The sequence below is a fragment of the Acidovorax sp. 100 genome (assembly GCF_003688355.1).
Lineage (GTDB): Bacteria > Pseudomonadota > Gammaproteobacteria > Burkholderiales > Burkholderiaceae_C > Acidovorax > Acidovorax delafieldii.
Genome location: NZ_REFD01000001.1, coordinates 1,735,491 through 1,757,832 on the forward strand (window position 1 = coordinate 1,735,491; position 22,342 = coordinate 1,757,832).

General features: G+C 64.4%; 21 protein-coding genes. 11 read left to right on the forward strand and 10 right to left on the reverse strand.

From position 1 onward, the window contains the following. Nucleotides 1–39: 39 nt before the first annotated feature. The 5 genes from gspK to gspG all read right to left on the reverse strand — a co-directional run bounded on the left by gspK (nt 40) and on the right by gspG (nt 3,228). Nucleotides 40–1,053 carry a type II secretion system minor pseudopilin GspK gene (gspK, locus tag C8C96_RS08135; RefSeq protein WP_121941989.1) on the reverse strand — a complete coding sequence of 338 codons (1,014 nt, stop codon included), beginning with the start codon at nt 1,051–1,053 and terminating at the stop codon, nt 40–42. Beyond that, complete coding sequence (locus tag C8C96_RS08140; RefSeq protein ID WP_121941990.1) at nt 1,050–1,811, reverse strand: type II secretion system protein J; 762 nt, start codon at nt 1,809–1,811, stop codon at nt 1,050–1,052. The genes gspK and C8C96_RS08140 overlap by 4 nt, the downstream gene beginning before the upstream one ends. Continuing rightward, complete coding sequence (gene gspI / locus C8C96_RS08145; protein WP_056059169.1) at nt 1,811–2,179, reverse strand: type II secretion system minor pseudopilin GspI; 369 nt, start codon at nt 2,177–2,179, stop codon at nt 1,811–1,813. The genes C8C96_RS08140 and gspI overlap by 1 nt, the downstream gene beginning before the upstream one ends. 2 nt (nt 2,180–2,181) lie before the next feature. After that, the gene (locus C8C96_RS08150) at nt 2,182–2,613 is read right to left on the reverse strand and encodes a prepilin-type N-terminal cleavage/methylation domain-containing protein (RefSeq protein ID WP_056059165.1); all 432 of its coding nucleotides are present in this window, start codon (nt 2,611–2,613) and stop codon (nt 2,182–2,184) included. Nucleotides 2,614–2,787: 174 nt separating this feature from the next. Continuing rightward, on the reverse strand, nt 2,788–3,228 hold the full coding sequence (gspG, locus tag C8C96_RS08155; protein ID WP_099731210.1) for a type II secretion system major pseudopilin GspG: 441 nt from the start codon (nt 3,226–3,228) through the stop codon (nt 2,788–2,790). 72 nt (nt 3,229–3,300) lie between these two features. On the opposite strand from gspG, the gene C8C96_RS08160 reads away from it, so the two are divergent. Beyond that, complete coding sequence (locus C8C96_RS08160) at nt 3,301–3,750, forward strand: type II secretion system protein N (protein WP_056745245.1); 450 nt, start codon at nt 3,301–3,303, stop codon at nt 3,748–3,750. A 20-nt stretch (nt 3,751–3,770) separates the two neighbouring features. Here C8C96_RS08160 and C8C96_RS08165 read toward each other — a convergent pair whose 3' ends face one another. The 3 genes from C8C96_RS08165 to ilvA form a co-directional block, all read right to left on the reverse strand. Next, nucleotides 3,771–4,373 (reverse strand): histidine phosphatase family protein, encoded by a 603-nt coding sequence (locus C8C96_RS08165; protein ID WP_121941991.1) that lies wholly within the window; start codon nt 4,371–4,373, stop codon nt 3,771–3,773. Continuing rightward, nucleotides 4,370–5,176, reverse strand: coding sequence for an adenosylcobinamide-GDP ribazoletransferase (locus C8C96_RS08170; protein WP_121941992.1), 807 nt, complete (start codon nt 5,174–5,176; stop codon nt 4,370–4,372). Before C8C96_RS08170 ends, C8C96_RS08165 begins: the two co-directional genes overlap by 4 nt. A gap of 82 nt (nt 5,177–5,258) precedes the next feature. Further along, nucleotides 5,259–6,818, reverse strand: coding sequence for a threonine ammonia-lyase, biosynthetic (gene ilvA / locus C8C96_RS08175; RefSeq protein ID WP_121941993.1), 1,560 nt, complete (start codon nt 6,816–6,818; stop codon nt 5,259–5,261). Between the two features lie 377 nt (nt 6,819–7,195). Between ilvA and C8C96_RS08180 the strand changes: the two genes are divergently transcribed. Next, nucleotides 7,196–7,645, forward strand: coding sequence for an OsmC family protein (locus C8C96_RS08180; RefSeq protein ID WP_056745242.1), 450 nt, complete (start codon nt 7,196–7,198; stop codon nt 7,643–7,645). A 94-nt stretch (nt 7,646–7,739) separates the two neighbouring features. Here the strand turns inward: C8C96_RS08180 and coq7 are convergent, their stop codons facing one another. Next, the gene (coq7, locus tag C8C96_RS08185; protein ID WP_121943928.1) at nt 7,740–8,357 is read right to left on the reverse strand and encodes a 2-polyprenyl-3-methyl-6-methoxy-1,4-benzoquinone monooxygenase; all 618 of its coding nucleotides are present in this window, start codon (nt 8,355–8,357) and stop codon (nt 7,740–7,742) included. 316 nt (nt 8,358–8,673) lie between these two features. On the opposite strand from coq7, the gene C8C96_RS08190 reads away from it, so the two are divergent. The 8 genes from C8C96_RS08190 (at nt 8,674) to C8C96_RS08225 (ending at nt 18,900) form a co-directional block, all read left to right on the forward strand. Further along, nucleotides 8,674–9,720, forward strand: a complete 1,047-nt coding sequence (locus C8C96_RS08190; RefSeq protein WP_121941994.1) for a porin — start codon at nt 8,674–8,676, stop codon at nt 9,718–9,720. A gap of 514 nt (nt 9,721–10,234) precedes the next feature. After that, a complete protein-coding gene (locus tag C8C96_RS08195; RefSeq protein ID WP_116748959.1) occupies nt 10,235–11,815 on the forward strand; it encodes an ABC transporter substrate-binding protein in 1,581 nt (526 codons plus the stop codon). A gap of 137 nt (nt 11,816–11,952) precedes the next feature. After that, nucleotides 11,953–12,933: an ABC transporter permease gene (locus C8C96_RS08200; protein ID WP_015012584.1), complete on the forward strand. Its 981-nt coding sequence runs from the start codon at nt 11,953–11,955 to the stop codon at nt 12,931–12,933. Next, complete coding sequence (locus C8C96_RS08205) at nt 12,933–14,150, forward strand: M20 aminoacylase family protein (protein ID WP_015012585.1); 1,218 nt, start codon at nt 12,933–12,935, stop codon at nt 14,148–14,150. Before C8C96_RS08200 ends, C8C96_RS08205 begins: the two co-directional genes overlap by 1 nt. A gap of 97 nt (nt 14,151–14,247) precedes the next feature. Beyond that, entirely contained in the window at nt 14,248–15,831 is a 1,584-nt protein-coding gene (locus C8C96_RS08210) for an ABC transporter substrate-binding protein (protein ID WP_056059145.1), read from the forward strand. A gap of 128 nt (nt 15,832–15,959) precedes the next feature. Then, on the forward strand, nt 15,960–16,871 hold the full coding sequence (locus C8C96_RS08215; protein ID WP_056059141.1) for an ABC transporter permease: 912 nt from the start codon (nt 15,960–15,962) through the stop codon (nt 16,869–16,871). A 32-nt stretch (nt 16,872–16,903) separates the two neighbouring features. After that, on the forward strand, nt 16,904–17,890 hold the full coding sequence (locus C8C96_RS08220; protein ID WP_056059952.1) for an ABC transporter ATP-binding protein: 987 nt from the start codon (nt 16,904–16,906) through the stop codon (nt 17,888–17,890). Further along, nucleotides 17,887–18,900 carry an ABC transporter ATP-binding protein gene (locus C8C96_RS08225; protein WP_056059138.1) on the forward strand — a complete coding sequence of 338 codons (1,014 nt, stop codon included), beginning with the start codon at nt 17,887–17,889 and terminating at the stop codon, nt 18,898–18,900. The genes C8C96_RS08220 and C8C96_RS08225 overlap by 4 nt, the downstream gene beginning before the upstream one ends. A gap of 153 nt (nt 18,901–19,053) precedes the next feature. Here the strand turns inward: C8C96_RS08225 and C8C96_RS08230 are convergent, their stop codons facing one another. Then, nucleotides 19,054–19,974: a LysR family transcriptional regulator gene (locus C8C96_RS08230; protein WP_099731203.1), complete on the reverse strand. Its 921-nt coding sequence runs from the start codon at nt 19,972–19,974 to the stop codon at nt 19,054–19,056. A gap of 162 nt (nt 19,975–20,136) precedes the next feature. Between C8C96_RS08230 and C8C96_RS08235 the strand changes: the two genes are divergently transcribed. Further along, on the forward strand, nt 20,137–22,257 hold the full coding sequence (locus tag C8C96_RS08235) for a 3-hydroxyacyl-CoA dehydrogenase NAD-binding domain-containing protein (RefSeq protein WP_121941995.1): 2,121 nt from the start codon (nt 20,137–20,139) through the stop codon (nt 22,255–22,257). The last annotated feature ends 85 nt before the right edge of the window (nt 22,258–22,342 follow it).

Here is a 22,342-nt window from a genome sequence, read left to right on the forward strand (position 1 = left end):
GGCGGTGCGGGTGGGTGCAGTGTGAGGGTTGTTACACCCTCAGCGCTGTGCCCCGGGCAGCAGTTGCGTGGTTTCCCGGTCGAAGGCGCCGCGTTCGCGCCACAGTGTGGTCACGTCGATGCCCTGTTTGCACACCAAAGAGCGCTCGTCCACCATCGCATCGCCGAGCCGCAGGCGGCCCCGTACTTCAAAGTACGAAGAGGCCACGGCGTGGGCACTTTCGTTGATGTCGATACTGGCGCCCACCAGGTCGCGCACGTCGCTGAGGGTGCGGAAGTGCCGCGCCTCGCGCGTCTGCACGATCTTCTGGGCCGTGGCGCTGTCCAGCCCGTCGATGGCGGCCATCAGCACGTTGATGTCGGCGGTGTTCAGGTTGACCGGGGTGCGCACAGGCAGCAGCGTCACATGCGGGGCGAGCGCCGTCACCGTGGCCGGGGTCAGGCCCAGCCACCCCAGCTGGGTCACGCTGGGCGGCAGAAGGGGGGCGGAGCCGCTGTCGGCACCCGCACCCGCTTGCGCGCGGCGCAGGCCGTCGATCAGGGTGCTCAGTTGTTGTCCGGGAAGGCCCAGGCGCTCGAACAATCGGGTGAACTGCCGCAGCGCCACGGCCTGCACCTGCCCGCCCTCCGCGAGGTTGGTGATGTTCAGCCGGCCCTGTAGGTCGGTGATCTGGCCCGACAGGAAGGCCTCGGTGGTGTCGGTGCTGGCGTCGTCCACCTGGGTCACGTTCTTGTCGGCCGCGAGGAAGGTGGACAGCCGGGCCTCCTGCAGGGGGATGGCCCAGGGTTCGGCCAAGTGGTCGGCCCCGCCGGAGCGCCCATCCTCGCGCAGGATGAGCCGCGACCAGTCGAGCGCACCGACCAAGATCCAGGTGGACTGCACGTGGCCGCGCTCGGCCGTCTCGACCTCCACCGCGCGCCACTGTTGCCACATCGCGGCCGCCGCAAAGGTGGCGACCAGCGTGACGGTGAGCATGGCGGCGAGCAGGGCGGCGCCGTGCTCCTTGCGTCTGTGCCACTGGCACCGCCAACGCGCGTTCAGGTGGGGGCTCATGTCCTGCCTCCGCCCAGCACGGGGTTGACCCAGTCGCGCGTCAGCTGGCCTGCCAGCGCCTGGCCCGGGGGCAGGGTGATCTGCAGGCGGATGCCGTCCGGAATGGCCGAGGTGCTGTCGCCCGACGGGGTGCCCGTGCTCGACTGCGGGTTGGACCACGCGCCGCCCCGGTAGTAGAAGATCTGCCAGCTGTCGAGCGGCAGCAGCGTCACCTCGTAGCGCCGCTCGGCGTCGCCCGGCGTGCGCGCCCACTGGGCGGCCTGCTCCCAGGCCTGCCGCCAGTCGGCGCGGGTGCGCACCGGCGGCGACTGCCAGCGCAGCCACTGGCCCACGCCCTGGTTGTTGTTGCGGCGGGTCCAGGCCACCACCAGCGCACCCTCGTCGGGTACGGCGCTGCTGCGGCGGGTGAGGCGCAGCACCTGGCCGTCCCAGTCCAGCGGCGTGGTGTTGGCAACGGGCATCAGGGCGTCCAGGTCCGTACCCCACTGCCCCAGCGCAGCCTGCAGCACCAGCATCTCGTCTGCCCGCTGGCGCGTGGACTCCTGCGCCCGCACCATGCCATCGAGCCCGCGCCAGCTCAGGATGGCGATCAACGCCATGACGCTGATCGCGACCAGCAACTCGATGAGTGTGAAGCCGCGCGGGGCCTTCAAAAAGGGCGCGACGCGAGGCCAGCGCACCCGTGGAACTGGCTCTGCCAGGCCACCGGGTGCGTCCCCCTCACGGGGGGAAGGCGCGAAGCGACTCAGGGGGGGCATCAATACCTTCCAATGATGGTGGAGAGGCGCAGGATGGAGTTGTCCCCGTCCAGCACTTGCGCATCGATGCGCCGAAAACTCGGGTTGGGTGTGGGCCGCACGATGGTCACCACCTGCAGCTGGCGCCCGGCCTGCTCGCAGGTCAGGTTGCTGTCACCCACACTGGGCATCTGGCGCGAGAGCCGGGCCTTGACCAGCTCGTTCTCCGCGCACAGCTGCGCGAGCACGATGTCGGACTGCCGCAGGGCGTTGCGCGTGAGCGCCGTCGTGGCCTGCAGTCCCGCCATGAGGGCAATGGCCACGATGGCCAGCGCCACCAGCACTTCCACCAGCGTGAAACCCCGGTGGCCGATGAGAGGGCGGCGCATCCTCACTGCACCGCATCCACGGAAAACGGGCGCACGCCGTCGGTGGCAATGCGCAGGGTGCGGTCGGGGGAGGACTGGTGGGTGATCAGCACCTGCTGCGGGCCGATCAGGGGCTCGGGGCCCAGTAGCAGCACTGCCGGCCCGCGCACCACGGTGCCAGGGTCCAGCCACTGGTTGGGCAGGGCGGCCTGTGCGCTGCGCGGCAGCCCTTCAAAGCGGAAGCCCCCCGGCAGCGCGCGCCAGCGCACCGGGATGCCCCCGGCGCGCGACTGGGCACGCGCGGATTCGAGCAGCGCCGCCAGCCGTGCGGCTTCCCGCTCCAGCTGCGTCTGTCCGCCATCGCGCATCGCCAGCCCCACGCCCGCCGTGGCCAGCGCCATGATGCTGATGACCACCAGCAGCTCCAGGAGGGTGAATCCGCGCGAGCGGTTCATGGAGCTGCGCGATGGGCGGTCGCAACGGTGACGGCGCATCCACCAGGCGCACGGCCGCAGCGCCGGGCCGCCCCAAGCAAGACCCGGCCCCATGCACCAGCGAAGCGCAGGGCGAGCCTGCTGTGGGGAGCAGGGAGTGACACGCCAGTGCACGACCGTGGGGGCCACATTTCTTTACTGCCAGCTGCCAATATCGGCGTCCTTGCCTTCGCCGCCCGACTGGCCATCGGCGCCGAACGACATCACGTCGATCTCGCCCTTGATGCCGGGGTTGAGGTATTGGTAAGGGCGGCCCCAGGGGTCGTTGGGCAGCTTTTCCAGGTACAGCTTCCAGTTGCCCGGTACGGGGCCCGCAGTGGGCTTGATGACCAGCGACTGCAGGCCTTGCTCGGCCGTGGGGTAGCGCTGGTTGTCCAGGCGGTAGAGCTTGAGCGCCTGCATGATGTTGGTGATGTCGGTGCGGGCGGCCGTCACGCGGGCATCGTCGGCACGTTCGAGCACGTTGGGCACGATCAGCGCGGCCAGCACGCCGATGATCACCAGAACCACCATCAGCTCGATGAGGGTGAAACCACGGGCCACGGACTTGGCAACGCGGCGGGGGGCGGAACGCACGAGGAGGGAGAAAGAAGTGTTCACTGCTGGCGGTCTCTCGGATGGTCGAATCGCGTGAATCATAATCCCCGCATGGTGACCAATACGTACAGCAAATGGGGCGTCCGCCTGGGGACTCTGGTGCTCTGGGCAGCAGCCGGCGCCAGCGTGGTCTATTGGGGGCTGCGCCTGTCGGCGCCTTCGTCCGCTTCCTCCGCCCCGGCAGTGGCGCCCGCCCCGGTGGCCATGGACGCGCAGGCGCTGGCGCGTTTGCTGGGTGCTGCGCCTGCAGCCCCTGGCGTGGCAGCGCCGGTGGCACCCACCGCGAGCCGGTTCACGCTGATCGGGGTGCTGTCGGGGCGCAGCAGCGGCGGCGGTGCGGCACTGATTGCCGTGGACGGCAAGCCCGCCAAGCCCTTCCGCGTGGGCGCTGCGGTGGACGAAGGCCTGGTGTTGCAGGCCCTGGGCCCCCGCCAGGCGCAACTGGGGACCAGCATGGGTGGGCCCGCTACGGTGACGCTGGACATGCCGCTCAAGAACTAGGCACCTGCTGGCCTACAGCTTCAGGCCAGTTCCCTGATTTCCCATTCCCCCCAGCCCGGCGCCGCCACCGGCCAGTCCTCTGAGCGGGGCAGAGCGCTCTCACCCCGCTCCTGCAACCAGGCCACGCAGCGGGCCACTCCGGCGTGGGTGATCCACACCACCTCATTCACGCCCTGTTCAGTGCGCCACGCCTGGGCGGTCTGCAGGGCTGCCGCCACGCGGCGCAGCATGTGGGCCAGGCTTTCGCCCCCGCCGGGTGTGTGGGTGGCGAACCCGGCCACCCACGTGTCGATGGCACTTTTGCCGATGGCGTCCCAGTTTTGCCCTTCCCAGCGGCCGAAGTCCATCTCGCGCAGCCGGGCGTCGGGAGTGAAGGTCAAATCCGGTCTGAGCGCTTGTAATTCATGCGCCAGAAGCTCACATCTTTGTAGCGTGGAATACGCCACGTACGCAGCGCACCCCCCCGGGGGCAGGGCCGTTGCCAAGCGCTCTGCCGCAGCGCGGGTGGCCTGCGCGTCGGCCGGCACGTCCCACGCGCCGTAGCAAGTACCCGGGGGAACCAGCGGGGCTGCATGGCGCACCAGCCACAGGCGGCTGCTGGTGGTGGCAGGGGGGGGCGTCATAGCCATCGCAGTGCGATGGCCGCGCCCAGGTAGAACCCGATCTCGCTCACCTGCTGCGTGGCGCCCAGGCAGTCGCCGGTGAAGCCTTGCAGCCGTCGGGCGAACCAGCGCGCCATCCAGCCCGCGCAGAGCGCGCTGAGAGCAATGGGTGCTACTAAAAAGAGAGCTGTCTGGGTATATCCGACTAGCGCAAGGGGCGGAAAACACCATAAAAGTGCCGCGGCCAGTGCCTGGCCGGAGATCTGGTCGGCCAGCGGCTTGCTTTTGGAGCGCGCCGTATCACCCACATGGGGCAGGCTGCGCACGATGAGCAGGGGCCAAAAGCGCGACAGCACATGCGCCCCCACCAGCGCGGCCAGGGCGGCCAGTAGGCTGTGTGCCCCCAGCAGCGCCAGCAGGCTGAGCTTGGCCAGCAGCGCCAGCACCAGCGCCATGGCCCCGAAGGAGCCGATGCGCGAGTCCTTCATGATGTCCAGCGCGCGTTCGCGGTCGTAGCTGCCGCCCAGGCCGTCGGCCACATCGGCCAGGCCGTCTTCATGAAAGCCGCCGGTCATCAGCACCGTGGCGATGGTGCAGAACACCGCTGCCACGGCCGGGGCCAGCGGGTTGGGCGCCAGCGCCCAGTGCAGCGCGGCATACACGGCCGCAGACAGCAGCGCCGCCAGCCAGCCAATGCCCGGAAAGTGCGCCGCGCTGGCACGCAGCATGGCGGGGCTGTAGCCCACCCAGCCGGCCAGCCGCCCGGTGACGGGGATGCGGGTGAAGAACTGCACGGCCAGCAGGTAGTGGCGCAGGGCTTGCATGGTGTGCCGTAGGGGCTTGATGCTTCTGTTTTGATAGCTGCTAAGGCATACTCAACAATCGCTTGCAGCCATTTTTTTTGCATTATTTGGATCGCAGGAACAGCCGGTAGGCCGGATTCAGCGTTTCTTCCACATAGGGGTAGCCCAGCGTGGACAGGAAGGCGTCGAAGGCGGCCTTGTCTTCGGGCGGCACCTGCATGCCCACGAGGATGCGGCCATAGTCCGCGCCCTGGTTGCGGTAATGGAACAGGCTGATGTTCCAGGTTGGCTGCATCAGGCTCAAAAATTTGAGCAGCGCGCCGGGCCGCTCGGGGAAGGTGAAGCGCATCAGGCGCTCGTCCTGCGCCAGGGCCGAGTGCCCGCCCACCAGGTGGCGCAGGTGTTCCTTGGCCAGTTCGTCGTGGGTCAGGTCCAGCGCCTCGAAGCCGTGGCGGTTGAAGTTCTTGGCGATCTTTTCCGATTCACCCTTGCCGTTGGTGGTCAGGCCGACAAACACATGGGCCCGGGCCGCGTCGCTGATGCGGTAGTTGAACTCGGTCACGTTGCGCGGGCCGCCGGGCAGGCCGCCCACCACCTCGCAGAACCGGCGGAAGCTGCCGCGTTCTTCGGGGATGGTGACGGCGAGCAGCGCCTCGCGCTCCTCGCCCACCTCGGCGCGCTCGGCCACAAAGCGCAGCCGGTCGAAGTTCATGTTGGCGCCGCACAGGATGGCGGCGTAGGTCTCGCCCTTGGTCTTGCGCTGGGCCACGTACTGCTTGATGGCGGCCACGGCCAGCGCGCCCGCCGGCTCGACGATGCTGCGCGTGTCCACAAAGATGTCCTTGATGGCGGCGCAGACGGCGTCGGTATCGACGGTGATGTAGTCATCCACCAGGCCCTGCGCCACGCGGAAGGTTTCCTCGCCCACCAGCTTCACGGCGGTGCCGTCGGAGAATAGGCCCACATCGGCCAGCGTCACGCGCTCGTGCGCCTGCACCGACTGGATCATGGCGTCCGAGTCGTTCATCTGCACGCCGATCACCTTGATCTCGGGCCGCACGGCCTTGATGTAATTGGCCACGCCCGAGATGAGCCCGCCGCCGCCAATGGCCACGAACACGGCATCGAGCTGGTTGCTGCCCAGGCTTTGCAGCTGGCGCAGGATTTCCATGGCGATGGTGCCCTGGCCGGCGATCACGTCCGGGTCGTCGAACGGGTGCACGAAGGTCAGGCCCTGTTCTTTCTCCAACTGGACGGAATGGCCGTAGGCGTCGGAATAGCTCTCGCCAAACAGCACGACCTCGCCGCCGAGCGTCTTCACAGCGTCAATCTTGAGCTGCGGCGTGGTGGTGGGCATCACGATCACGGCGCGCGTGCCCAGCCGGTGGGCGCTCATGGCCACGCCCTGGGCATGGTTGCCGGCCGATGCGCAGATCACGCCGCGCTGCAGTTGCTCGGGCGTGAGGTGTGCCATCTTGTTATAGGCGCCCCGCAGCTTGAAGCTGAACACGGGCTGCTGGTCCTCGCGCTTCAGAAGCACCTTGTTGTGCAGACGGCGGCTGAGGTTCTTGGCGGGCTCTAGCGCCGACTCCACCGCCACGTCGTACACGCGGGCAGTCAGGATTTTTTTGAGGTAGTCGGCGGGGGTGAGGTGCTGGGTCATGGCAGGTGCAGGAGGAGAGCCCCACCGGCGCAGGGCGGCGGGCGGGGGCCCACATCATAGGGCGTCGCCCTGGCGAGGGGCCGAGGCATCCGGGACGGCAGTCTGCCGTGGGTCGGTGCGAGCGGGCAAAAAAAAGCCCCGGGCCGTGAGGCCTGGGGCTAATCCATCCTTTGAGGAGATGGAGGAGACAATCGGTGCGAGGCAAGTGCCGGGTTTCGGGCTTCTTGCCGCCTGCCGGTTCCTTTCTGTTCGAAAGCGGCAGCGCATGGGCGAAGTTTAGCGCGAGTCTTGTTGCGATGCAGCAAAATTCGCATCAAATTCTTTTCGTTTCGGTTTTCCGTGCGAAAAAAACCACGTGTCACACAGGAGAAACACAAATGGAATGCACAGTCAGTTGGACCGGCGGGGCGGGAACCCGTTCTGGCATGGGTTTTGTGGCCGAGACCGGCAGCGGCCATGTTTTGACCATGGATGGCGCTCCCGATGCCGCCAACCCGGCCAACGGAGGCCAGAACCTGGCGCCCCGGCCCATGGAGACCGTGCTGGCGGGCACGGGCGGGTGCACCGCCTATGACGTGGTGCTGATCCTCAAGCGCGGCCGCCATGACGTGCGTGGCTGCAGCGTCAAGTTGACGACGGAACGTGCGCAGACCGACCCGAAGGTATTCACCAAGATCCACATGCACTTCACCGTCACGGGCAAGGGCATTCCCCCGGCCGCCGTGGAGCGCGCGATTGCCATGAGCCACGACAAGTACTGCTCGGCCAGCATCATGCTGGGCAAGACAGCCGAAATCACCACCGGCTTCGAGGTGCTGGAGGTCTGAGGGGGCGGCGTGTAGTTGTCTGGACTGCCAAGCTGAGCGGGTTGCGGCGCGTATGTTTTGGTGCGCCTGCAGCCTGCGTGAGCCAGCTGGGGGTTCAAAGATAGTGCGCCGTGGTGGTCATGACCTTCGCGGCGCCTTTCATGGCAAGGCGCACCGGGGCGGGCAATTCCAGCGCACCGGCGGCGCGGGCCTGGTCTGCGTGCCGCTCCTCGTCCTGCTTCATCCGGGCGACCACTGCCCTTGACGCCTGGTCTTGCTCGGGAAGCCTGTCGAGGTGGCTTTGCAGATGCGCGGCCACCTGGGTTTCAGTCTCCACCACAAAACCCAGGTTGGCCCGGTCGCTGACCTTGGCTGCCACCAGTCCGAGCGCAAAAGCCCCTGCGAACCACAGAGGGTTGAGCAGGCTGGGGCGTGCGCCCAGTGCGTCCAGGCGCTGTTGTGTCCATGCCAAATGGTCGGTCTCTTCGCGCGCCGCTGCCTGCAGGTGGTCCCGCAGGGCGGGGTCACGGGTGACGGCCGTCTGCGCACTGTAGAGTGCCTGAGCGCACACTTCCCCCACATGGTTCACGCGCATCAGGGCTCCCGCCAGCTTTTTCTGCGCAGGATCCAGCGACGCCTCGGGCACACCGTGTGCCGGTGTCTGTTCGGAAGCGCGGGGTTGGGCAAACAGTGTGCGCAGCGCGTTGTCTGCGGCAGTCAAAAAAGCGTCCATGGAAAGCTCTCGGATGGCAATGGCGTCGAAACACAAATTGCACTTGGATACAAAAAAGCCGCAGGGCAAGGCACAGGAGTTGCATGCAGCAATCGTGATTTTGCCCGTGCGCACTGAAATGTTGCAACACTGCAACGAATTTCCCCTTTCGGGGCGATTGTGGGTGAATTCCTTTGCGAAACCCGGCCGGGTCTGGTGCAATAAGAGCAACTTCCCCACCAGGAGGTTGGCCCGGGAAACCGGCGGGACTGTGCAGGTGCTTTCACCATAGACCCCCCGTACCGGAGCCCGATGTTTAACCTTGGAGTAACTCGCAATGAAAAAATCCCTGATTGCCCTGGCTGTGCTGGCTGCTTCCGGCGCTGCAATGGCTCAATCTTCCGTGACCCTGTTCGGCGTGGTTGACGCAACCTACGCTTACGGTTCCGGCAGCGTCTCTAACAAGTCGCAACTGACGAACTCCGGCTACAACAGCAGCCGTCTGGGTTTCCGCGGCGTTGAAGACCTGGGTGGCGGCATGTCCGCTTCGTTCTGGCTCGAAGCTGGTCTGAACAACGACAACGGCACCGGCGGCGTTACCAACACCAACAATCAAGCAGCTACCAGCACTGGCGGCGGCCTGGTGTTCAACCGTCGTTCGACGGTCAGCCTGAACGGCGGCTTCGGTGAAGTGCGTCTGGGCCGTGACTACACCCCCCAATTCTGGAACCTGACTGTGTTCGATCCGTTCGGCACGAACGGCGTGGGCACCACCCAAACCCTGAACTCCAGCCTGGGTGGCCCTACCACCATCCGCGCTTCGAACTCCATCGGCTACTTCCTGCCTGGCAACCTGGGCGGTTTCTACGGCCAAGCCCAGTACTACATGGGTGAGAACAACAGCAACGCTGCCAACAAGAAGGACGGCAACGGCCTGGCACTGCGCGCTGGTTACGCTAACGGCCCCATCAACGCCGCTATCGCTTTCTCCGAAACCAAGTTCCTGACGGGCAACATCAAGGCTGTGAACCTGGGCGGTCAATACGACCTGGGCGTGGCCAAGATCATGGCTCACTACAACCAAGACAAGATCAGCGGCGGCAACGACGGCAAGGGCTTCCTGATCGGTGGTCTGGTGCCCGTGGGCGCTGGCGAAGTTCGTCTGGCCTACTCCACCTACAAGATCGACACCGTTGGTGCTGATCCCCGTTCCAACAAGCTGGCTCTGGGCTACGTGCACAACCTGTCCAAGCGCACGGCTCTGTACGCAACGTACGCTCACCTGACCAACAAGAACGGCGCTGCACAAGCTCTGAACGGCGCTGTGACTGGTGTGAACAGCAACTCCAACGGTTACGACTTCGGTATCCGTCACAGCTTCTAATATCGTCAGCTGGCTTTGGCCAGTTGTTGATATACAAGCTCAAAAGCCGCCCTCGGGCGGCTTTTTTCATTTCTCGGGTTGTTTGCTTGTTTGTTTTGTCCCTGAGAGAGCCTTTGTCGGTGTGTCTGGGTTGATTCGAATTGACTCCCTGGTTGGTGTTTCCAAGGATGAACGCTCATGCGGAGCTTTGGCTGTGTTTTGCGGCCGGTTGCCTCCATGCGCCCGGTGTTCCCGTAGCGACTAGGGGCTTAAGACCCGCGGTTATGAGGCCCAACGTCGGTACATCTGCCCAAGGTTTATTGAAAAGGTGCCGAGGCGATATCGCCCTCGTGAGCAACCGCATGAGTGCCAATGGGTACTCGCGAAAGCAAAGTTTTAGCTGGCACCAACCTTGCATGACGAAAGCGTTGCCAGCGCAGTTATAGGCCCTTCATGGCATCGGGGATTCAGGGATTTCCCGTTGGCTATAGAGCAACCTTTACTGCATAGTAAAACTTTTAATGAAGAGGGTTCCATGAAACTCAACCACAGTCTTTTGTCGGTGGCTGCTGCCGCCGCGCTGCTGTTTGCGCCATCATTGCAGGCCAAGCCCTTCAAATGGGCCAGTCAGGGGGAAATCGCGACCTGGGACATTCACTCCCAAAATAATGCGCTGCAAAACGGCCTTCATGCCAACGTGTATGAAAGCCTGGTGTACTACAACAGCAAGACGTTCGATGTGGAGCCCGTGTTGGCAACCGCCTGGAAGGAGATCAGCCCCACGCAGGTGCGCTTCACGCTGCGTCAGGGCGTGAAGTTCCATGATGGTTCGCCGCTGACCACCGACGATGCGGTGTACTCCATCCAGCGGGCCATGGCCAAAACGTCCAACTTCACCCCATACGTACAGGGGATCAGCAAAGTGGTGAAGGTGGATGCGCAGAACTTTGACGTCATTCTGTCCTCGCCCAATCCGGTTCTGCTGCGTCAGATGACCGAGTTGCGCATCATGAGCAAGGCTTGGGCGGAAAAGAACAAGTCGGTAGAGCCCAAAGACATCAAGGGCACCGACGAAAACTTTGCCCACCGCAACGCCATGGGCACAGGCCCTTACACCCTGGAGTCGTGGCAGCCTGATGTGAAGATGGTGTTCAAGCGCAACCCCAACTGGTGGGGCAAGATGGACGGCAATGTGACCGAGATCGTCTACACACCCATCAAGTCTGCAGCCACACGCATTGCTGCGCTGCTGTCGGGTGAAGTGGATCTGGTGCTCGACCCGTCACCCCAGGATCTGGGTCGCTTGCGCGCCAGCCCTGACTTGAAGGTGATTGATGGTGTGGAGAACCGCACGATCTTCCTCGGCATGGACCAGTTCCGCGAAGAGCTGCCGGGCTCGAACATCAAGGGCAAGAACCCGCTCAAGGATGTGCGGGTGCGCAAGGCTCTCTATCAGGCGATTGATGCAGAAACCATCTCGCGCAACATCATGCGCGGTCTGGGCAAGCCCACGGGCACTATCGTTGCGCCGCAAGTGGCTGGCTACACCGAGGCTGTTGGCAAGCGTTTCCCATACAGCGTGGATGCATCCAAGAAGCTGCTGGCCGAGGCGGGTTACCCCGATGGCTTTGAAGTGGATTTCGCCTGCCCCAATAACCGCTACATCAACGACGAAGCCATCTGCCAGGCTGTGACGGCCATGTGGGCGCGCGTGGGGGTGAAGGCCAAGCTGCGCACGCTGCCGCTGGTCAACTACTTCCCGATGATCCAGCGCTATGAAGCCAGCATCTACATGCTGGGCTGGGGCGTGCCGACATTCGACGCGCTGTACAGCCTGCAATCGCTGGTGCGCACCGTGGGCCAAGGCGGTGACGGCAACTACAACGTGGGTCGCTACAGCAACCAGCGCATGGACTACTTGGTGGACCGCATCAAGGCCGAAACCGATGCACCGGTGCGCGCCCGCATGCTGACCGAGGCGCTGCAACTGTCCAACGACACCGTGTCCCACATTCCTCTGCATGACCAGGTGATCCCATGGGCCATGAAGAAGAACATCGAACTGGTGCACCGTGCCGATAACCGCGTGGACATGCGCACCGTCAAGGTGAACTGATTTATTCTTGACAGACTGAAAGCAAGGGCCGTGCGGCCCTTGCTTTCTTTGGTATATCTGACGATGTATTGACCCGCAGTGCCTCAGCCACCAAAAGTGACGGCGGCACTTCCATCGAACACTCACTCGACTCTCTGATGCTTGCCTTTATTTTGCGCCGCCTGATACAGGCTGTGATTGTCATGGTCACGGTGGCCTTCATCTCCTTCATGCTGTTCCAGTACGTGGGAGACCCCGTGGTGTTCCTGCTGGGCCAGGACGCTACCCCCGAGCAGATCCGCGAGTTGCGCAGCGCCCTCGGCTTGGACAAATCCTTCTTTGTGCAGTTCTGGCACTTTCTGGTGAATGCAGCGCAGGGTGAGTTTGGACTGAGCCTGCGCCAAGGTGCCAAGGTGTCGCGCCTGATTGCCGAGCGCTTCCCGGCCACTCTCGAGTTGGCGCTGGTAGCGGCCCTCCTCGCGCTGGTCATTGGTGTGCCGATGGGCGTGTATGCCGCCCTCAAGCGCGGCACCTTCACCAGCCAGCTGTTCATGACACTGTCCCTGCTGGGAGTGTCCCTGCCCACCTTCCTGATCGGCATCTTGTTGATTTTGGTGTTTGCCGTACACCTGGGCTGGTTCCCCAGCTTTGGTCGGGGTGAGGTCGTGCAGCTGGGCTGGTGGAGCACCGGCTTGCTCAAGGCCAAGGGCTGGCACCACATCACCCTGCCTGCGATCACGCTGGCCATCTTCCAGCTCACGCTGATCATGCGGCTGGTGCGGGCCGAAATGTTGGAGGTGCTGCGCACCGACTACATCAAGTTCGCCCGGGCTCGTGGCCTGTCCAATCGGGCCATCCATTTTGGCCACGCCCTCAAGAACACTCTCGTGCCCGTGCTGACCATCACAGGTCTGCAACTGGGTGGCCTGATCGCCTTTGCCATCATTACCGAGACGGTGTTCCAGTGGCCAGGCATGGGCCTGCTGTTCATCCAGGCTGTGACCTTCGCTGACATTCCGGTGATGGCCGCTTACCTGTGCCTGATTGCGTTGATCTTTGTGGTGATCAACCTGGTGGTGGACCTGCTGTACTTCGCGGTCGATCCTCGACTGCGCGTTGGCAAGGCAGGAGGCCATTGATGCAAGGCCCCCGTTTGAAAGCTGGTGGCCGCGCCTTCGCTCACATCGCGCAGTACCACCCTGAGTTGACGGCACTGCGGCGTGACCTGCATGCCCATCCGGAGCTGGGTTTCGAAGAGATCTACACCAGCAAACGCGTCAAGGAAGCGCTGAAGCTCTGCGGTGTGGATGAGATCCACGAAGGCATCGGGCGCACGGGTGTGGTGGGTGTTATTCGTGGGCGCAGCAGCGCCAGCGGTAGCATGGTGGGCCTGCGCGCCGACATGGATGCCCTGCCGCTGACCGAGCACAACGACTTCGCCTGGAAGTCCTGCAAGCAGGGCCTCATGCACGGCTGCGGCCATGACGGCCACACCGCCATGCTGATTGGCGCTGCGCGCTACCTGGCCGAAACCCGCAACTTCGATGGCACCGCCGTGCTGGTGTTCCAGCCGGGCGAAGAAGGCTTTGCCGGTGCCCGCGTGATGATGGAAGACGGGTTGTTTGACCGCTTCCCCGTGCAGTCCATCTTTGCCATGCACAACTGGCCCGCAATGAAGCCCGGCACCGTGGGGATCAATGCCGGTCCGATGATGGCAGCCGCCGACCGTTTCACGGTCGAGATCACTGGGCGTGGCGGCCACGGCGCGCACGCCTACCAGACGGTGGACGTTGTGCTGGTCGCGGCCCACATCATCACTGCTGCGCAGAGCATCGTTTCGCGCAATGTGCGGCCCATCGACAGTGCGGTGGTCAGCCTGTGCGCGATGCAGGCAGGCGACCTGGGTGCCTTCAGCGTGCTGCCCGGCACGGCCACGCTAGTGGGCACCGTGCGCACCTTCGACCCGCTGGTGCAGGAGATGGTGGAAAAGCGCCTCAAGGAGTTGTGCAGCGCCATTGCGCTCGGCTTCGGTGCCACGGCCACGGTGCACTACGAACGCATCTATCCCGCCACCATCAACAGCGAAAGCGAAGCAATCTTCGCGGGCGATGTGGCCGAGTCGCTGCTGGGTGCCGACCACGTGGTGCGCGACCTGGAGCCCAGCATGGGCGCAGAAGACTTCTCTTTCATGCTGCAGAACAAGCCGGGGGCCTACCTGCGCATTGGCCAGGGCACAGGATCGAGCGGCAGCGCCTTGCACAACAGTCGGTATGACTTTAACGATGACATCCTGCCGTTGGGCGCTGCGCTGCACGCCAGCCTGATCGAGCAGGCCATGCCGCTGCCCGCGCTCTGATCAGGCGCGGGCGTCTGACTTCTACACGCACACACCGCTCATCCACCGGAAGTCTTCGTACCCTTCCATCCCACCCTTTCACTACCAGGAGATTTCCATGAAATTCCAGAAAAAAGTCGCTGTGACCGCTCTCTTCGCTGCGCTGGCTGCGACGAGTTTGGTAGCTCAGGCACAGACCGTTCGCATCGCCAACCAGGGCGATGCCCTGTCGATGGACCCGCACTCACTCAACGAGTCGCTGCAGCTGAGCGTGACCAGCAACGTTTACGAACCGCTGGTGGGCCGCAACAAGGACCTGAGCCTTGCGCCCGCATTGGCTACCAGCTGGAAGCAGATTGCCCCCACCGTGTGGCGCTTCGAACTGCGCAAGGGTGTGCAATTCCACGACGGCACGCCGTTCACGGCCGACGATGTGGTGTTCAGCTTCGCCCGCATGAAGGGCGATGGCTCTGACATGAAGGCCACCAACAGCGACATCAAGCAGGTGCGCAAGATCGACGACCACACGGTCGAGATCGACACCATGGCTCCCCAGCCCATCCTCCCGGACGTGATCACCACGTCCTACATCATGAGCAAGAAGTGGTGCGAGACCAATCAGGCCACAACCCCGGTAGACCGCCGCAAGGGCATCGAGAACGCGGCGTCGTTCCGCGCCAATGGCACCGGCCCCTTCCGCCTGCGTGAGCGCCAGCCCAACGTGCGCACGGTGTTCGTGCGCAATGGCGCCTACTGGGACAAGATCGAAGGCAACGCCACCGAAGTTGTGTTCACGCCCATCGGCAACGATGCCACGCGCGTGGCGGCCCTGTTGTCGGGCGAAGTGGACGTGATGGAGCCTGTGCCCGTGCAGGACATCGAGCGTATCAACGGCAGCGCCAATGCCCGCGCCATCACTGGCCCTGAGCTGCGCACCATCTTCCTGGGCATGGACCAGAAACGCGACGAGCTGCTGTACTCCAACGTCAAGGGCAAGAACCCCTTCAAGGACAAGCGCGTGCGCCAGGCCTTCTACCAGGCCATCGACATCGAAGGCATCAAGAAGACCGTGATGCGCGGCGCCTCCAACCCCTCCGCGCTGATGGTGGGCCCCGGCATCAACGGCTTCCAGCCGGATGTCAAGCGCCTGCCCTATGACGTCGAAGCCGCCAAGAAGCTGATGGTCGAAGCCGGTTACCCCAACGGCTTTGAAGTCACCATGAACTGCCCCAACGACCGCTACGTGAATGACGGCCGCATCTGCCAGACCGTGGCCGCCAACCTGTCGCGCATCAACGTCAAGATCAACCTCGCGGCCGAGACCAAGGGCACGTACTTCCCCAAGGTGCTGCGCCGTGACACGAGCTTCTACATGCTGGGCTGGACCCCCACCACCTACGACTCGCACAACGCCCTGAATGCGCTGATGATCTGCCCCGACGACAAGACCGGAGCGGGCCAGTTCAACCTGGGTGCGTATTGCAACCCCAAGCTGGACGAACTGACCAAGAAGATCCTGGTCGAGACCGACAAGCCCAAGCGCGATGCCATGATCAAGGAAGCCTTCGATGTGCACACCGCCGACGTGGGTCACCTGCCGCTGCACCAGCAGGCGCTGGCCTGGGGTGTGAGCAAGAAGGTCAAGCTGGTGCAGATGGCCGACAACTACATGCCTTTCAAGTGGATCACCGTGAGCAAGTAATCCTGCTTGTTCCCGCCTGATCGATACGACGACTACAACAACGACAACGCCATCGGCTGATTCAAGCCCGCAACAACACCCGCAGCTACCCGTTGCGCGTGTTGTTGCCTGTTGATTGGTTTCCCACAATGAAAACTACCCTTGCCCGCTGGTTCGACAGCGACGTTGGCTACAGCTTCCGCACATCGCCGGTCGCCATGCTGGCCGCCGCCATTGCGCTGATTTGCCTGTTCTGTTCGGTGTTCGCCGGATGGGTGGCGCCCCACAACCCGTTCGACCTCACCACGTTGGAGCTGAGCGACGCGCGGCTGCCCCCGGCGTGGAGCGAAATGGGCTCCATGAAATACCCCCTGGGCACCGATGACCAGGGCCGTGACATCCTGTCCGCGCTGATCTACGGTGCGCGCATCTCCCTCGTGGTCGGCATTGCCTCGGTGCTGCTCTCCGTGGTGGTGGGTGTGGCCTTCGGTCTGCTGGCCGGTTTCCGGGGCGGCTGGGTGGATGCTGTGCTCATGCGCCTGTGCGATGTGATGCTCTCCTTTCCTGCCATCCTGGTCGCGCTGCTGATTGCCGGCGTGGGTCGTGCGCTGTTTCCCAATGCGCACGAGTCGCTGGCGTTCGGGGTGCTGATCCTCTCCATCTCCCTCACCGGCTGGGTGCAATATGCCCGCACGGTGCGCGGCTCCACGCTGGTGGAGCGCAACAAGGAATACGTGCAGGCGGCCCGTGTGACGGGGGTCCCGCCGCTGCGCATCATGCGCAAGCATGTGCTGCCCAACGTGATGGGGCCCGTGCTGGTGCTGGCCACCATCCAGGTGGCCACGGCCATCATCACCGAAGCCACGCTGTCCTTCCTGGGTGTGGGCGCTCCGCCCACTTCGCCCTCGCTGGGCACGCTGATCCGCATCGGCAACGACTACCTGTTCTCGGGCGAATGGTGGATCACCGTGTTTCCTGGCGCCATGCTGGTGCTGATTGCGCTGTCGGTCAACCTGCTGGGTGACTGGCTGCGCGATGCCCTGAACCCGCGCCTGCGTTGAGCCACAACAAGAACAAGAAAAGCGATATCTCCATGAGCCTTCTCGAAGTCAAAAACCTCGTTGTCGAATTCCCAGGCCGCCGCGGTACCCTGCGCGCCCTGGACGACATTTCCTTCTCCATTGCGCCCGGCGAGATCCTGGGCGTGGTGGGGGAGTCCGGCGCCGGCAAGTCACTCACCGGCGCGGCCATCATCGGCCTGCTGGAGCCGCCGGGCCGTGTGGCCTCGGGCCAGATCCTGCTGGAGGGCCAGCGCATCGACAACCTCAGCAATGAGGAAATGCGCCACATCCGTGGTCGCCGCATTGGCGCCATCTTTCAGGACCCGCTGACCTCGCTGAACCCGCTGTACACGGTGGGCCGACAGCTCACCGAAACCATCCTGGCGCACCTGCCGGTCAACGCCGCTGAAGCGCGCCAGCGTGCCATCCAGTTGCTCAAGGACACCGGCATTCCGGCGGCTGAAGAGCGCATTGACCACTATCCGCACCAGTTTTCCGGCGGGATGCGCCAGCGTGTGGTGATCGCCCTGGCCTTGGCGGCCGAGCCCAAACTCATCGTGGCCGACGAGCCGACAACGGCGCTGGATGTGTCCATCCAGGCGCAGATCATCACGCTGCTCAAGAACATCTGCAAATCGCGCGGTGCAGCCGTGATGCTGATCACCCACGACATGGGCGTGATTGCCGAAACCTGTGATCGCGTGGCTGTGCTGTACGCCGGTCGCGTGGCCGAGATCGGCCCGGTGCACGATGTGATCAACAAGCCGTCGCACCCCTACACGAGCGGGTTGATGGCCTCCATCCCCGACATGACGATGGACCGTGAACGTTTGAACCAGATCGATGGCGCCATGCCGCGCCTGAACGCCATTCCCCGTGGCTGCGCCTACAACCCCCGCTGCCCCAAGACCTTTGACCGCTGCATGACCGACCGCCCCGACCTGATGGATGCAGGCGCTACACGCGCTGCTTGCTGGCTGCACGCTGGTGCCGCGACCCAAGCCGAGGTGACCGCATGAGTGCCACCGCAACGAAAAGCAAGGCCCTGGTCCAGGCGCATGACCTGGCCAAGACCTTTGACGTCTCCGCTCCCTGGCTCAACCGTGTGATCGAGCGCAAGCCCCGCACCCTGTTGCATGCGGTGGATGGCGTGAGCTTCGAGATCGAGAAGGGCAAGACGCTGGCCCTGGTGGGCGAGTCCGGCTGCGGCAAGAGCACCGTGGCCCGCCTGCTGGTGGGGTTGTACGAGCCCACTCGCGGCGGCCTCACCTTCGACAACCAGGACGCGCACGCCGCCTTCAAGGGCAACGATGCCAAGGCCATGCGCCGCCGCATCCAGATGATCTTCCAGGACCCGTACGCCAGCCTGAATCCGCGCTGGCTGGTGGAGGACATCATCGGAGAGCCGCTGAAAGAACACGGCCTCATCACCGACAAGGAACAGCTCAAAACCCGCGTGGGAGAGTTGCTCAAGTCCGTGGGGCTGTCGCCGCTGGACATGGTCAAGTACCCGCACCAGTTCTCGGGCGGGCAGCGCCAGCGCATCTCGATTGCACGCGCCCTGGCCACCGAACCCGAGTTCCTGGTGTGCGACGAGCCCACCAGCGCGCTCGATGTGTCGGTGCAGGCCCAGGTCCTCAACATCATGAAGGACCTGCAGCGCGAACGGCAGCTCACCTACCTGTTCATCAGCCACAACCTGGCCGTTGTGCGCCACGTGAGCGATCAGGTCGGCGTGATGTACCTGGGCCGGCTGGTCGAGCTGGCCGACAAGCACACGCTGTTTGATACGCCGCGTCACCCCTACACGCGCATGCTGCTCGATGCCATCCCCAAGATGCACGACACCGGCAAGGCCCGCACCCCCGTGCAGGGCGAGGTGCCCAACCCGCTGAACCCGCCGCCCGGCTGTGCGTTCAACCCGCGCTGCCCCCATGTGAATGACCGCTGCCGCACCGAGCGCCCCCAGCTCCTGAGCATTGGCGGCATTCGCATTGCGTGCCATGCGGTGGAGGAAGGGCGCATCTGATGCCAGCCGCCACGCGGGTGTGCTGACGCGCGGCGGAGGGACTCATCCGGCATTGCTACTGTCGCAGCAGCGATTGCTATCAATAATATAGCTGCTAGTGCAATGAATACTTGCGCTTGCGGCTATTTTTGCTTTTAAACGCGCAGAAGATGCTCATCCTGGCTCCGCAGTCACTCCTTGGCCGGCTGCTGGCAGGGCACGCCCCAGCAGGTAGTCAATGCAGGTGCGCACCGCTCGGGTCTGGTGGCGGTTGGGCATGTAGAGCATGAACATCTGGGTGCCAAAAATGCTCAGTCGCCAGTCGTCGAGTGTGGTCAGCACTTCGCCGCTGCTCACGGCGTCCTGCACCACGTAATCCGGTACCAGCCCTACGCCCAGCCCTGCCAGGATGCCCTGGCGCAGAAACGGAAAGTGCTCCGAAATGAGGGTGGGCTCCAGCATGGCCTCCTGGCGCTGGTCACCCCGGTATCCGCGCAGGCGCAGCTGCTTGCCTACCACCCCTGCGGTGATCACCGGCGCGGCCTGCAGAGCTTCGAAGTCCTGGGGCAGCCCATGCGTCTCGGCGTACTCCCGCGATGCGCAGGCGATGTAGCGCACGCTGCCCAGGTCGCGCGCCACCAGCGTGGGCGGGGGCTCGGGCATCACGCGGATGGCGATGTCCACCTCATCGCGGATGAGGTCGTCCACCCGGTTTTCGAAGCGCACATCCAGCACGATGCCGGGGTACAGCCGCTTGAAGTCGATCAGCCAGTCCGACATCACCATCTGCCCATAGCCACTGGGTACGCTCAGGCCCACGCGGCCCTGCAGGCCTTGGCCCAGCGTGGCGATCGTCTCGCGCGCGGCCAGCATTTCGTTCTGAATGGCGCGGCCATGGGCGTACAGGCGCAGGCCCACCTCAGTGGGCTCCACCCGGCGCGTGGTACGGCGCACCAGCTGCACACCCACCGATTTTTCCAACTGGTGCAGGTGGTAGCTCACATTCGCACGCGTCATCTTCAGGTTGCGCGCGGCCTGGCTCAGGTTGCCAGCATCAAGGATGTCGACCAGCACGGTGAGGGAGGTCAGTTCCATAGGCGGGATGGGTGGGGCGGCGCCTGAACACTAGCTTGCCGCAGTTTGTCAAAAGAAGTTTGACAGTCTGTCAATGGGCTATGTAATTGTCAAGATTACTTCGCGCATCAACAATCCCCCGGTCATCAACAGGCACAGCCATTGACCAGGAGACTTCCCCGTATGCATGCCGCCGCTGCCGCATCTTCCGTTGTAACTACCGCGCTGCATGGCGATGTTCTGGTCGTCACCATCGACAACCCGCCCGTCAACGCCCTGGGCGCCGCCGTGCGCCAGGGCCTGTTGGCGGCCATGCAGCAGGCGCAGGCCGATGCCGCCGTGGTCGCCGTGTTGCTGGTGGGCGCGGGCAAGGCCTTCATTGCCGGGGCGGATATTCGTGAATTCGGCAAGCCACCGGTAGCACCCATCCTGCCCGAGGTCTGCCGCGCCATCGAAAACCTGAACAAGCCCGTAGTGGCCGTGCTGCACGGCGCAGCCCTGGGGGGCGGGCTGGAGGTGGCGCTGTCGGCCCACTACCGGCTGGCCTTGCCTGCCGCCACGCTGGGCCTGCCCGAGGTGAACCTGGGCCTGTTGCCCGGCTCGGGCGGCACCCAGCGCGCCCCGCGCCTCATGGGCGTGCAGGCGGCCACCACTCTCATGCTCAGTGGCCAGCCCCTCAAGGCGCAGGCCGCGCTGCAGGCAGGTCTGGTAGACAAACTGCTGGAAGGCACCGACCCGCTGGCCGCAGGCCTGGCCTATGTGCGCGAACTGCTGGCGGCCAATGCGCCCGTGCGCCGCACTCGTGACCTGGCCATTGCCCAGCCGCAAGCTGCACTGGCCTGGCTCGAAGAGCAAAAGACCGAGACGGCCAAGAAGTCGCGCGGCCTGTTCTCGCCCCTCAAGATCATCGAATGCGTGCAGGCCGCGCTGCAGTTGCCTTTTGACGAAGGCATGGCCCGCGAGCGTGCGCTGTTCATGGAATGCATCGACAGCCCGCAACGCGCCGGGCTCATCCACGCCTTTTTTGCCGAGCGTGAAGTGGTCAAGGTGCCCGAAGCCCAGGCCGCGCAGCCACGCCCTGTCGCCAGCATTGCCGTCATCGGCGGCGGCACCATGGGCGCAGGCATTGCCGTGGCGGCACTGGATGCAGGCCTGCCCGTGACCATGATCGAGCGCGATGCCGAGTCCATCGCCCGCGGCCGCGCCAATGTCGAGAAGGTCTACAACGCTCTGGTCGCCAAGGGCCGTATGACGGAAGCCGCCCAGGCCGCCGTGATGGCACGCTACACCGGCAGCACCAGCTACGCCGACATTGCCAAGGTGGACCTGGTGATCGAAGCCGTGTTTGAAGACATCGAGGTCAAGAAGGCCGTGTTCCGCGAGCTGGACCGCGTGTGCAAGCCCGGTGCCGTGCTGGCCACCAACACGTCCTACCTCGACATCGACGCTATTGCCGCTGCCACTGGCCGCCCGCAGGACGTGATCGGCCTGCACTTCTTCAGCCCCGCCAACATCATGAAGCTGCTGGAGATTGTGGTGCCTTCCAAAGTGGCGACCGATGTGGTGGCCACGGCGTTTGAACTGGCCAAAAAACTCAAAAAGGTGCCTGTGCGCGCCGGTGTGTGCGACGGCTTTATCGGCAACCGCATCCTGGCCGTGTACAAGCAAGCGGCCGACTACCTGCTGGAAGACGGTGCCAGCCCTTACGAGATCGATGCCGCCGTGCGCGGCTTCGGTTTTGCCATGGGTCCCTTCCAGGTGACCGACCTGGCCGGTGGCGATATTGGCTGGGCCACGCGCAAGCGCCGTGCTGCGACGCGTGACCCCCAGGCCCGCTACGTGGAAATTGCCGACCGCATCTGCGAGCGTGGCTGGTTTGGCCAGAAGACCGGGCGCGGTTTTTACCTCTACCCCGAAGGCTCCCGCACGGGCCAGCCTGACCCTGAAGTGCTTGCCATTGTGGATGCCGAGCGCGCCAAGAAGGGCGTCACCCCCCGCAGCTTTACCGCCGACGAGATCATGCGCCGCTACATGGCCGCCATGGTCAACGAGGGGGCCAACGTAGTGCATGAAGGCATTGCCCTGCGCCCGCTGGATGTGGACGTGACCTTTGTGGCGGGCTACGGCTTTCCGCGCCATCGGGGCGGCCCGATGAAGTGGGCCGACATGACGGGGCTGGACAAACTGCTGGCCGACATCGAGGCCTTTGCCAAGGAAGACCCGCTGTTCTGGAGGCCCTCGCCCTTGCTGAAAAAGCTGGTGGCCGAGGGGCGTGATTTCGACAGCCTGAACAAGGGTGAATAACCACCACCCGTTCACGCTGAGCCTGTCGAAGCGCGGCGCAAGGCTTCGACAGGCTCAGCCCGAACGGCTGGTGGGTGGTGGCCTC